This is a genomic window from Hymenobacter sp. GOD-10R (assembly GCF_035609205.1).
Taxonomy (GTDB): Bacteria; Bacteroidota; Bacteroidia; order Cytophagales; family Hymenobacteraceae; genus Hymenobacter.
This window is the reverse complement of the sequence record NZ_CP141184.1, coordinates 446,900-458,521: the sequence shown is the minus strand read 5'-3', so window position 1 is coordinate 458,521 and position 11,622 is coordinate 446,900. Positions and strand designations below refer to the sequence as shown.

The following is an 11,622-nucleotide window of genomic DNA, read 5'->3' as shown; positions in this document are numbered from 1 at the left end:
CTAGCTGAATTGCTTGAGCTGTTGCTTGAATGGCATAACTTTGCCAGATGTCAGCACGAGAAAGTCTCACCGAATACTACCAGCGCTACGGGCGGGGACGACCTGTGGCCGGGCAGGTCACGACGTACCGGATTGAGGATGTGGCTACCCCCGTTTCCTTTCCCCACATTCGGCGCGACTTCTACAAGATAAAGCTGCTGAACAATGCCCAAGGCATCCTGTCGTATGCCGACCGGCAGGTCGAGGTGCAAGCGGCGGCCCTGGTATTTGTTAACCCCTTGATTCCTTACTCCTGGGAGCGCACGGCCGGTCGCGAAACCGGCTACGCTTGCCTGTTCACGGAAGAATTTATCACGCAGCAGCTCAAAACTGCTAGTGTAGCCAATTCGCCGTTGTTTCGGGTTGGTGGGACACCGGTGCTATTTCCGCCCACGGAAGTAGTTCACCGATTGGGGTTTCTGTTCGAAGAGGTGCTGACGGAGATGCAGTCCTCTTACGCCCACAAGTACGACTTGCTGCGCAACTACGTGCAACTCATACTCCACGAAGCGCTTAAGCTAGCACCCGAGACGCCGGTTTATCAGCTGGGCACCTCGGCCGCCCGCATTAGTGCGCTCTTCTTAGACCTGCTGGATCAGCAGTTTCCCTTGGCCTCGCCTCAGCACCCGGTGCTCCTCAAAAATGCGAATGAATTTGCCCGGCAGTTGGCCGTTCATACCAACCACTTGAACAAGGCGCTGAAAGACCAAACCGGCAAAACCACGAGCGAGCATATTGCTGAGAAGATGGTAGCGGAAGCAAAATCGCTGTTGCGTCACAGCAACTGGAGTTTGGCCGAAATCAGCCACTGCCTAGGCTTCGAGCACACCTCCAATTTCAACGCATTCTTCAAAAAGCAAACCGGGCAACCACCCCACGCCTACCGAAAACAACTGGTGTCGCTTTCATAGCTTTTGGATTGATTCGCATACTTTGGACCTAGCCTCGGCCGCGACCTTTGTGGTACTCATCTTAACAACAGAGCACCATGAAAGACAACGCACAACAGAACAACCTAGCGGGTAAAGTCGTCGCCATTACGGGAGCGAGCAGCGGAATCGGGGAAGCAACGGCCTTATTGCTAGCCAGGCAGGGTGCCACGGTTGTGCTAGGCGCCCGCCGCTTGGAACGGCTAGCCGCGTTGGCTGAACGAATTGCCGCAGCCGGAGGACAAGTTGCTTACGCCCAAACCGACGTCAAGCGGCGCGACGACGTCGGCGCCCTCATTCAGTTGGCCGGCGAGCGATATGGAAAACTGGACGTCCTCATCAATAATGCAGGCATCGGCCCAATTTCCCTGCTCGAAGAACTGCGTGTTGAGGACTGGGACGACATGATTGACGTCAACATCAAAGGGCTGCTCTACGGCATTGCAGCCGCGCTGCCTGTCTTCCGGCAGCAAGGTTTCGGGCATTTCGTCAACGTGGCCTCGACGGCTGGACACCGCATCGTGCCGACCATGGCCGTATATGCCGGGACGAAATTCGCGGTGCGCGCCATCTCGGAGGGGTTGCGTCAGGAAGCTGGCGAAAAGCTGCGGGTGACCATCGTTTCGCCAGGTGTGGTGCATACCGATTTCGCCGACTCCATGACTAACCCGGAAATGAAGGCGCAGATCTTGACCATGCGCGACCAGCTAGGCATAGCACCGGAGGCCATTGCTCGCGCCATTGCCTACGCCATCGAGCAGCCAGCCGACGTAGATGTAGGCGAGATAGTTATCCGGCCCACGGCGCAGAGCTAATCGCCACCGCCCTAGGTGCTTTAGCAAGGCTACAGTACAAGTGCTGCCCTCTATAAAAACTACTTCCCCGCGGGTTCAAGTGGCTTTAGCTCGCCAAAAACGGTCGGAATTAACTCTGAGACGGTGGGGTGAATGAAAACATTGTGGCGCATGAAAGTGGCCGTTTGTCGGGCGTACATGGCCGTGATGATGCAGTGGATGGCTTCGTCGCCGCCCGTGCCTACAATGCTTGCTCCTAGGATTTGATCGGTTTCAGCGTGCACCAACACCTTCATGAAGCCTTTGGTTTCGCCCTTCTCCACGGCGCGGCCGACTTTGGTCATGGGCCGCTTACCGATCAGGGCGGGCGTGCCGGCAGCACGTACTTCCGCCTCCGTCAGGCCTACTTTAGCAAAGGGCGGGTCGAGGTAGATAGCTGACACTGGCAGCCGGTCGCTCACGCGGCGTGGCTCATGGTCGAGCAGGTTGGCAGCCACAATCTCGAAGTCGTTGTAGGACGTGTGCGTGAAAGCGCCCCGGCCATTGCAGTCGCCCAGCACCCAAATGCCCGGCACGGCGGTGCGCAGCTCCTCATCTACGGGTAGGTAGCCGCGGGCATCGGCTGTCAGCCCAGCTTTTTCCAGCTGCAGATCATCGGTGTTGGGCTGGCGGCCCATGGCTAGCAGTAGGTGCGAGCCCCGGCTCGGCTCGGGATCTTCCTCGCAGCTAACGTGCACTACCGGCTGGCCACCATCCAGCCCCACACTGATGCACTCTGCCCCGAGGCGAAGCGTAATACCTTCACTGGTAAGGATATCAGCCACCGCGGCGGCAACGTCCTCGTCATCGTGCGGGAGTAAGCGCGGGCTGCGCTCCACGATAGTTACCTGGGAGCCTAGCCGCCGAAACAGCTGGGCAAACTCCAGCCCAACCGCGCCGGCTCCCACCACCACCAGGTGTGTGGGCAGTTCTTCCAATGCTAGGATGGTGCTGCTGGTTAGGTAGGCTACTTGCTCCAAACCAGGCAGCGGCGGAATGGCCGGGCGGCCGCCTACGTTCAGAAAAATATGCTTGGCTTCCAGCACCGCATCACCCACTTGCATAGTAGTAGGCGACAGGAATTTGGCCGTATCCCGGAAAACAGTGCAGCCGGGCATATTTGTGAGCCACTTTTCCAAGCTGGCGCGCGAGGCGGCCACGATGGAATCTTTGCGTGCTATTACCTGAGCTAGGTCTACCGTGAATTCATTGGCTGATGGCAGACCGTAGTCCGCAGCTTGGCGTAGCGTGTGCGCCGCTTTGGCACTGGCAATGAGCGCTTTGGTCGGGGTGCAGCCCGTGTTGACGCAGGTACCGCCAAAGTTTTTCCGCTCCACGAAACCGACCGTCCAGCCTGCCGCCGTGAGCCGGCCGGCCAGCGAAGGGCCAGCCTGACCAGCCCCAATTATCAGTGCATCAAAGGAATGATTCATGGTCGTTACGCGGCTTAGGTGACACTCTTCGACGGCAGCTTGCCGTCTCGGAAACGCCCCGTAAGATACCCAACCTCCGCTATACTGCACCACGGTACATGCCACCGTCTACGCCCAAGGCGAGGCGTTGCTACTGCCAGCCAGGTTACGGCACACGCATATGGCGCAGCCGACAATTCCCTAGTGCCAGATAAGACGACCATTACTGAAGGTGAGCCGTTTTGGCCTGGAGCTGCTTCTATCAGACAAGCAAGTAAGTAGTTACTCCAGCGTAACGCAGACTTTCCCCTGTACATGGTTGTTGGCGACTTGCCGCAAGGCCTCTGGCAGGAGAGCGAAGGGCCACGTGCGCGCCACATGCACATGCAGCTCGCCGGTGGTAAGCCGCGCCGCCACTTGCTGCAAATTGGCCGGACACGCCACGAACTGAAAACGCTTAAGACTCACCCCATACGCTAGGGCCAATGCAGCGAGGTCATTCGACAGATCGGAGCGCAGACTGATGAGCATTCCACCCGCCTTAATAATGGGTATCGAATGACGGCTGGCGTCGCCCCCTAGGGTATCCAGCACCACATCGACGGGCGCCATCACCTCATCTACTTGCTGCTGAGTGTAGTCCACGTGCTCGTCGGCACCTAAGGACAGCACGAACACCCGGCTTGCCCCCGAGGAAGTTCCTATCACATACGCCCCTAGCTCTTTCGCCAGCTGCACCGCAAAATGCCCCACTCCACCCGCGGCAGCATGAATAAGGATCCGCTGCCCGGGCTGCAAATGCGCGGTGTTAGTTAAGGTTTGCCAGGCCGTGAGGGCCGCCAATCCAGCCGCGGCGGCCTCTGTATGGCTCAAGCTAACCGGCTTCAAAGTTAGCTCACGCGCTGGCGCCACCACGTATTCGGCATACGTGCCGCCGGGCGCCGGGAAGTTCACCACGCCAAACATGGCCTGTCCAATCAGGTCTTCGGCTACTCCCTCCCCCACCGCTACCACGACACCCGATACGTCCCAGCCCGGCACTAGTAGCTCTTGGTGCTGCAAGGCTGCGTAAACGCCCCGACCATATGTAGTTTGCACATCGATGGGATTGAGGCTGAGCGCGTGCACGTGCAGCAGCACTTGTCCGGCGCCGGGGCTAGGTACGGGCAGCACAATGGGGCGAAGGTCATCGATGCCAGCGGTACCAGTAAGCTGAAACGCTTGCATGAAGGGTTGGTAAGCAGCGGAATACATGCGTGGCCGGGTGACCTAGGCCACCATTAAGTTGGGCGCGGGAAAGCGGTATTGGGTGCGGGTTTGCTCCTTGAAGTGAGAAAACGTGACGCCAGTGCAACGCTTGAAGAGCTTGCTAAAATGCGCGACATCCTCGAAGCCAAGCTGGTAGGCGACTTGCTTCAGGGAGGCATCGGTGCGCGCCACCAAGCGTTGCGCTTCCAGCACGATACGGCTCCGGATATGGTCACTGGCAGGCCGACCGGTTTCCTTGCGCACACTCACGCTGAGGTGGTTAGGCGTCACATGCAACTGATCGGCGTATTCGGCCACCGATTTCCACTTGGTATAGTTTCCTTCCAGCAGCTGCTGAAAACGACCAAACAACCCGAGCTGCACTAGGGGTCTAGCTACTCCGAACTGCTGTTGGCGCAGACGGGTGCAGTAGAGCAACAGCGTTTTGAGATACGCACGAAGCAAGTCGTCGCGCAACAGCGACGCGCCATCAGCCTGTCGCTTCATGCTGGAAAGCAAAAAGTCCAATTCGGCCGCTTGCTCGCCTGACACTTGCACGGGTTCCTCGGCGTTGGCGTTGTGGAATAGCTGGAATAGCAGCAACTCCCGTTCGTGGTCCGTTAGGCAGGCAAAGGCATCGGTGAACTGCAGCACTTGCCCTTCAGCCCACTCGGGCAGGTTAGGCCAGGTTGGCTGGCCGGGCGCTACAAAGTATAGCTCCGTAAGACCTAGGTCCTGCGTCAGGGGCAGAGTGGTCGATTGGCCTGCTCCTTCCAGCAGCACCACGGTGTAATGCTGCGCATCTTGGGCGCGGAGGTTGCCCGATTGTTGGCGAAATCTAGCCAGGGAGCTGACATCAAACTGCGGCGACTCGCTTCGGTGGAAATTCAGCGTCGTTCTCATATGCTGACGGAAGCTAGGGTGGCAAGGTGCCGCCGGTAGTCGGATGGCGTGGCGTGGTAGTGCTTTTTGAACAGCTTGTTCAGGTGGCACACATCCGTAAAAGCTAGCTCTTCAGCTATTTGCGACACCGTGAGGGTGCTTAGCTGCAACCTAGCTTCCACCAGCATCAGCTTGTAGCGCAAAATGTATTGGCCCAGCGACTCGCCCGTTGCCTGTTTGAACAAAGCGCTCAGGTGACTAGGCGAGTAAGAAAACTCATCGGCTAGCCGCTCCACACGCAGGCAGTCGGGCTGCGCGATGTGGCGCCGGATATAGGTAATCAGGCGCTGCATGGCTTCTTCCGCGTACGAGGGCACGCGGCGCATCTTCGGCATACTACTCACCAGCTGGCGCCCCATGATGCTGAGCACGGCTCCCATCAGCGACTCAGCCAACGTATCATTGAAGGGCGTCCCACGGTTGTCGGCTTCGGCAAACAGGATGGCGAGCAATGCATCGAGTTGCTGCTGTTCCGTAGGGGTGAGTTCAATGTTGCCTAGCAGCCCCAGCGACGCATGCAGCGTCGAATCACGTAGCAGTTGCCAAGCGCCGGTGTGAATGCCGCTGGCTGTGAGTTGGGTAAGGTAATCTTCCGTGAACTTTAGCACGCCAAAGCGGGTCGGCTCCGCAATGGTAAATGAATAGGAATCGGCGGGTCCAAGCAGAAACAGGTCGCTGGCACGGTAAGCTAGCTGGTGATTATTCACGACGTATTCGCCGTGCCCGCTGCGGATCTGAATAAGCTCGAAGTGGTTGCGCAGGTGCCGGAAGCTGGTCCAGGTCGTTGCCTCAAACTCTTCCAGCACTAAGGGGTCGTGTTGGATGTGGCGTTTCATCATGTAGAATAGCCGTTGGTTCGGCTACTACTTCACCAATCAGGTGCCAGCCAGCTATTTAGCGCGGCTCAACTATAAAATCAGCAGCAAGTAGCTGAACTACATATATTTAACTAACTTATCAATATAGACCTTACCTACTGCGGAACCTCCAACATACTAGAGGCTCCATTATATTGGAGGCACCGTTGGACGAATAGACCTTTCTTGCTGAGCTTTGTTCCATAGCGTCCCACTTCCTTCCGAAGCAGGTGGATGAGCGGTGTTCCGGGAGTTTTCTTACCGGCAGGCTACCTCATCTTACCGCCCTTTCCTTACCACACCCCATGCAGCTAAGCCCCTCTTCCGAACCTAGCCCTGCGGTTGTCCTCATTGTTGAAGATGAGTTTTTGATTGCCAACGACCTGCAACGCATTTTGGAAAAAGCGGGCTACCAAGTCCTCGGCCTAGCTGAGTCGGTAGCGGCGGCGCAGGCACTCGTCGCCCAAGCCACGCCCACGATTGTCTTGCTCGATATCTTTCTGAAAGGCGAGGCAACCGGCATCGACCTAGCCCACTGGCTACGGCAGCAGCACATTCCGTTCGTGTATCTATCGGCTAACCTGACCGACAGCGTGTTGGAAGCCGCAAAGGTGACCGAGCCATTTGGCTTTCTCAACAAGCCCTTCCGCGAAAAAGACGTGCTGACGACACTAGAAATTGCCCGCTACCGTCACGCCCACAGCCAAGAGGAGAAGCTCCGCCAGCAACAGCAAACGCAGATAGCCGTCAACAACGCCATCATCTCCATCCGCGACCGGGATCAGCTGTGCCTAGCTATTGCTGCGCAGATCAACCAACTGGTGCCGTTCACGGTGCTCAACCTGCGCATGGGCCTGCCCGAGGAGCAGTCTTTTTACTGGGTCATGCTGCGCAAAACGGCACTGGGCACGTTTGAGCGCATCCACTTACCCGAGCTGCTAGGTCGCGACGCGCCCCAGGATCTGCTGGCCAAGCTCACCCAACAGGCGCCCGACCAGCTCGGGGAAGAAACGGGCATTTTCAGCGGCGCGGCGTTCGAAGAACTGTGCCAGCGCTACCCGACGGCGCGGGCTAGCCGCGCGGCGTTTGGCGTGCAGTCGATGGCCCTGTTTCCGGTGTTGCTCAAGCAGCACTCCTTCACCAGCTTGCAGCTTGCTACGACGGCTGCCAGCGGCTTCGCGCCCGAGGAGTACGAAGCCGTCAGCCTCATCATCCCGCAGATTGCTTTGGCGCTGGATAACTTGCTGGTATGTGAGGAAGTAGACGAGCGCCGCAAGCTCAAGAGCGTGGAGCTAGCCATGGTAGGTGCCTTTCAGAATGGCCGCGACTTAGAAGAAATTGCGCCTGTTGTGGCCAGGGCGCTGCACCAGCTGCTGCCCCTCGACCTGCTCACGTTCTACCGCTTGGCCCGGGTGCTCGGTACCCCACAAGACGACACCACCGTGCAACGAGTCGATGGACACTTTCAGCTTCTGCACCTCGACGAGGTGGTGCCGGCCTCCGATACCGCGACGCGCCAGCAGTGGCCGCAGGCCCTAGCCGACCTGGAGCCCCTCATGCAGCAACCGACCCTAAACGTGGGCGAAGAAGGCCTAAAGCGCCGCGCCAAAAATCTGGTAGCACAGCGCTACGGGGAGCATGTGGGTTTGCAGTCGTCGATGTATGTGCCCATCACGATCAAGGGCCGCACAATGGGAGCCTTGGTCGTGGCGAGCCGCGCGGCTTATGCCTTCACCAACAAAGACCTGCTGCTGCTGCAAGAGCTGAGCCGCCCGCTAGGGCTGGCGCTGGAGAACCTGCTAGCATTTGAGCGCATCAAAACGCTCAGTGAGCAGCTCGAACAGGAGAAAACCTACCTCAACGAGGAAATCAAAACCAGCCACAACTTCGAGGAAATCATTGGCACGAGTCCGCCGCTGCTAACGGTATTCAAGAGCATCGGCCAAGTGGCGCCCACTGATGCCACGGTCCTGATTTTAGGCGAAACTGGTACTGGTAAGGAGCTTATTGCGCGGGCCGTGCATAACCTCTCGAAGCGCAAAGACCGCACGATGGTGAAGGTAAACTGCGCCGCCTTGCCGCCCCAACTCATTGAATCGGAACTGTTTGGCCACGAACGTGGCAGCTTCACGGGAGCTTATGATCGGCGCATTGGCAAGTTCGAGCTAGCTCACCACAGCACCATCTTTCTGGATGAAATCGGGGAGCTGCCTTTGGAAATGCAGGCGAAGCTGCTGCGCGTGATTCAGGAGAAAGAGATTGAGCGCCTCGGCGGCAAGGGCACCATTGTCGTGGATGTACGCATTGTGGCGGCCACCAACCGCAACTTGCAGGAAGAAGTGGCGGCCGGCCGCTTCCGCGCCGATCTGTACTATCGCCTCAACGTGTTTCCGATGCTGATACCACCCTTGCGCGAGCGGCCTGAGGACATTCTGCCGCTGGCGCAATACTTTCTGCGCAAGCTAGGTAAGCAGCTAGGCAAACGCTTCACCGGCATTGCCAATGCCTCGATGCAGCAACTTCGGCAGTACGCGTGGCCCGGCAACGTACGCGAACTGGAGCATGTGCTGGAGCGAGCCGCTATTCTATCTACGCCGCCGACCCTGGCACTGGCCGAACCGCTGGCCCCAAGCCCAGTAGTACTCTCAACCGCCACCAGCCCCTCAGATGCGGCCGTGCGCCCTATGCAAGATGCCATGCGCGACACCATTCTGGCGGCGCTGACCCAAGCCAACAACCGCATCCGGGGGCAGGGTGGCGCGGCTGAGCTACTCGGCCTGAAGCCTACCACGCTGGAAGCCCGCATGAAAAAGCTGAATATCAGCGCCGTGCGCTAACCTGCTTACCTAGGTGGCCTGACCTAGGTAGTCAGCACGCGAATGGGCTTTTTAGTTGCTTCAAACTGCAACGACACCCGCACGCCATCGGCTTGCGAGATGTCGAGGACGCCGTCTATCTGCCGGCTCAGGCCACGAATGATGGTAAGACCTAGGCTGCGGCTGTGTTGCACGTCGAAGCTTGGCGGCAGCCCCACGCCGTCGTCGGCGATGGTGAGTTGGTAGCGTTGCGGCCCCACGGCAACCAGCTCGACGGTGAGGGTGCCGCGGCGCGGCGGCGGGAAGGCATGCTTCAAGGCATTGGTCACTACCTCGTTGATAATCAAACCAACCGGCGTAGCCAGCACTACATCCAGCTCGACGGCATCGAGGGTGAATAGCGGCCGCACCGTATCTTGGCAGTCGAAGGAGTGCAGCAGGTTGTCTACTATTTCCTGGCCGTATTCGGCCATGTTCACGCGGGCTAGGCTATCGGCTTGATAGAGTTTCTGGTGCAGCAAGGCCATAGCTTGCACACGGTTCTGGCTCTCCCGAATGGCAGTCACCGCCTGCGGATCACGCAGGTAATCAGACTGCGTAGCTAGCAAGCTACTGATGATCTGCAAGTTATTCTTCACGCGGTGGTGAATTTCCTTGAGCATCCACTCCTTTTCGGCCAGCAGTTCGCTCTTTTCTCCTAGCACATGGGCGAGCGACTTATTCTGCTGGTTAATTTCGGTCTGTTTGGCTTCTAGAAGTTGGTTGCTGCGCTGCTTCAGGCGGTAGCGGTTATAGCCTAGCCCCAGCAGCAACACGAGCATCACGGCGCCGACCAGCGTGGCGTTGCGCTGCACTTCACGCTGTCGAATGCGGGCCTGCTGCACTTGGTTTTGTTTGGTGAGCAGGGTAATATTCTGCTCCTTCTTGCGGGTATCATACTGAATTTCGAGGCTGGCTAGCTGCTTGTTTTTGGTTTCGTTGAACACCGAATCGTTCAGCAGCTTGTAGCGCTGGTAGTGGGCAATGGCCGTTGGGAAGCGGCCTTGGGCAGAGTCGGCCTTAAACAATAGCAGATGAATATCGGCCCGGCGCAGCACGGGGCCACTGTGCTGGTTTAGTGCTAGCACCTGCTGCAAGTAGTCACGCGCCTGATCGTAGCGCTTGGTACGCAAATAGAACTTCGCCAGCGTCAAGCCAAGCGTGTTCTTCTCCCCATTGTCGGCGGCGCCCGACTTCCAAAAGGCTACCATCTGCTTAGCATAGTGCTCGGCCACGACATAGTGACCCAGCGTGGTATGCAGTTCGGTCATGTAATCAGCAATGCGGACAAGTACGCGGGGCGAGCCGGTGAGATAGGGCTTGGTGGCTTGCGTAAAAAAAGCTAGCCCTTCCGGGGCACGATGCTGCGCTACCATTACCCGCACAATGGCTCCCGCCATAGCTACTGCGTTGACGTCGTTGCCATTATGCTCAAAATTCTTCAACGCCTTCTGGTAGTACGCCAGAGAATTAGGATACTGCTTTAGCTCGCGGTACGCAACGGCCAACCGCACGTACAATCCTCCCAGAATGAAGGTGTCTCGGGTGGCTTGGGCACTCTCCACCGCCGCTAGGCCGTAGCGCAGTGCTTCTTTGTAGTCACTCATTTGCCGATACGTGGCGTGCAGCAGGTCGTAGGTGTAGTGCATGCGGCGGTGACCCGCAGATCGGTAGAGCGCTTCTACCTCCAGCAACTCCCGGACGGCTTGCTCGGAGTGGCCTTGCTGTAAATGCACATCGGCCACGCACTTCAGCATGTAGGCTTCGTCCTCCTTATTACCTAGCTGCCGAAACAACACTTGGGCCCGTTGGTAGCAGTAGAGCTGGGTAGCTAGCTCCTGGGGGCTCGAACCGCAGCCTTGTCCTAGGTAGAGCCAGCCCAGGGCCTCAAGGCGTGGCATATGCTCTTGCTGACTTTGCGCTATGCCCCGCCGAATGAGGCTTGGACCTAGCGTGTCTTGCTTCATATACTCGTGCACTTGGCCTAGCATCAGCAAACTACCAGCGTGCCCAGCTGCGAAGTGTAGTCGGTCGCTCAGCGCTGCTGCCTGTTGAGCGTAGGTTAGGGCTGGCTGCAGGTCGGTGCCTAGGTCGTCGTTTTGGAGCAATAGGTCGTCCGTTATCCGCAGCAGCAGTTGTACTCGATTCGTATCGGGGCGGCTGCGGTGCAATTGCGCAAGCAAGCTGTCGAACGCGGCTTTGCTCAGCCGTGGGTAGATGGCCTCGGCCGAGCAGCTCATGCTCGTGGCCAAGAACCAAAATAGAAACAGCGTACCGAGCGCGCGTCGTGATAACATGGGAAGGCGAAGTAGCACCTTGTTCCTCAAAGTACAATTTATCAGCGAGTTGAATCGCGCGCAAAGTACCGCAGAATTCGCGCTTTGTACCGTAAGGCGGGCATCCTTCCTCAAAGCAACTACTCAAGTAGGCACGACTAAGTAGCACTGCTCCCTAGCTTGCCTTTAGAAGCCAGACATAAAAAAGGCGCCGGTCCGTCAGAACCAGCG

The 11,622-nt window shown here is 58.1% G+C and carries 8 protein-coding genes; 3 read left to right on the top strand and 5 right to left on the bottom strand.

The window, feature by feature from the left end:
- The first annotated feature begins 47 nt into the window (after positions 1–47).
- Together SD425_RS02000 and SD425_RS01995 are read left to right on the top strand one after the other, a co-directional pair.
- Positions 48–950 carry a helix-turn-helix transcriptional regulator gene (locus SD425_RS02000; protein WP_324674881.1) on the top strand — a complete coding sequence of 301 codons (903 nt, stop codon included), beginning with the start codon at positions 48–50 and terminating at the stop codon, positions 948–950.
- Between the two features lie 77 nt (positions 951–1,027).
- Positions 1,028–1,783 (top strand): SDR family oxidoreductase, encoded by a 756-nt coding sequence (locus SD425_RS01995; protein ID WP_324674879.1) that lies wholly within the window; start codon positions 1,028–1,030, stop codon positions 1,781–1,783.
- Positions 1,784–1,842: 59 nt separating this feature from the next.
- On the opposite strand, the gene SD425_RS01990 is transcribed toward SD425_RS01995, so the two are convergent.
- The 4 genes from SD425_RS01990 to SD425_RS01975 all read right to left on the bottom strand — a co-directional run bounded on the left by SD425_RS01990 (position 1,843) and on the right by SD425_RS01975 (position 6,242).
- Positions 1,843–3,234 (bottom strand): FAD-containing oxidoreductase, encoded by a 1,392-nt coding sequence (locus SD425_RS01990; protein ID WP_324674877.1) that lies wholly within the window; start codon positions 3,232–3,234, stop codon positions 1,843–1,845.
- 261 nt (positions 3,235–3,495) lie between these two features.
- Complete coding sequence (locus SD425_RS01985; protein ID WP_324674875.1) at positions 3,496–4,467, bottom strand: NADP-dependent oxidoreductase; 972 nt, start codon at positions 4,465–4,467, stop codon at positions 3,496–3,498.
- A 15-nt stretch (positions 4,468–4,482) separates the two neighbouring features.
- Entirely contained in the window at positions 4,483–5,364 is an 882-nt protein-coding gene (locus SD425_RS01980; protein WP_324674874.1) for a helix-turn-helix domain-containing protein, read from the bottom strand.
- Positions 5,361–6,242: an AraC family transcriptional regulator gene (locus SD425_RS01975; RefSeq protein WP_324674872.1), complete on the bottom strand. Its 882-nt coding sequence runs from the start codon at positions 6,240–6,242 to the stop codon at positions 5,361–5,363. The genes SD425_RS01980 and SD425_RS01975 overlap by 4 nt, the downstream gene beginning before the upstream one ends.
- A 323-nt stretch (positions 6,243–6,565) precedes the next feature.
- Between SD425_RS01975 and SD425_RS01970 the strand changes: the two genes are divergently transcribed.
- On the top strand, positions 6,566–9,097 hold the full coding sequence (locus SD425_RS01970) for a sigma 54-interacting transcriptional regulator (RefSeq protein ID WP_324674870.1): 2,532 nt from the start codon (positions 6,566–6,568) through the stop codon (positions 9,095–9,097).
- A gap of 23 nt (positions 9,098–9,120) precedes the next feature.
- Here the strand turns inward: SD425_RS01970 and SD425_RS01965 are convergent, their stop codons facing one another.
- Positions 9,121–11,412, bottom strand: coding sequence for a histidine kinase dimerization/phosphoacceptor domain -containing protein (locus SD425_RS01965; RefSeq protein ID WP_324674868.1), 2,292 nt, complete (start codon positions 11,410–11,412; stop codon positions 9,121–9,123).
- Positions 11,413–11,622 lie beyond the last annotated feature (210 nt).

What these genes read in the sequence shown, in the direction of transcription:
- SD425_RS02000 (WP_324674881.1), top strand. Translation starts at nt 48, where the DNA reads ATGTCAGCACGAGAAAGTCTCACCGAATACTACCAGCGCTACGGGCGG.
- SD425_RS01995 (WP_324674879.1), top strand. Translation starts at nt 1,028, where the DNA reads ATGAAAGACAACGCACAACAGAACAACCTAGCGGGTAAAGTCGTCGCC.
- SD425_RS01990 (WP_324674877.1), bottom strand. Translation starts at nt 3,234, where the DNA reads ATGAATCATTCCTTTGATGCACTGATAATTGGGGCTGGTCAGGCTGGC.
- SD425_RS01985 (WP_324674875.1), bottom strand. Translation starts at nt 4,467, where the DNA reads ATGTATTCCGCTGCTTACCAACCCTTCATGCAAGCGTTTCAGCTTACT.
- SD425_RS01980 (WP_324674874.1), bottom strand. Translation starts at nt 5,364, where the DNA reads ATGAGAACGACGCTGAATTTCCACCGAAGCGAGTCGCCGCAGTTTGAT.
- SD425_RS01975 (WP_324674872.1), bottom strand. Translation starts at nt 6,242, where the DNA reads ATGATGAAACGCCACATCCAACACGACCCCTTAGTGCTGGAAGAGTTT.
- SD425_RS01970 (WP_324674870.1), top strand. Translation starts at nt 6,566, where the DNA reads ATGCAGCTAAGCCCCTCTTCCGAACCTAGCCCTGCGGTTGTCCTCATT.
- SD425_RS01965 (WP_324674868.1), bottom strand. Translation starts at nt 11,412, where the DNA reads ATGTTATCACGACGCGCGCTCGGTACGCTGTTTCTATTTTGGTTCTTG.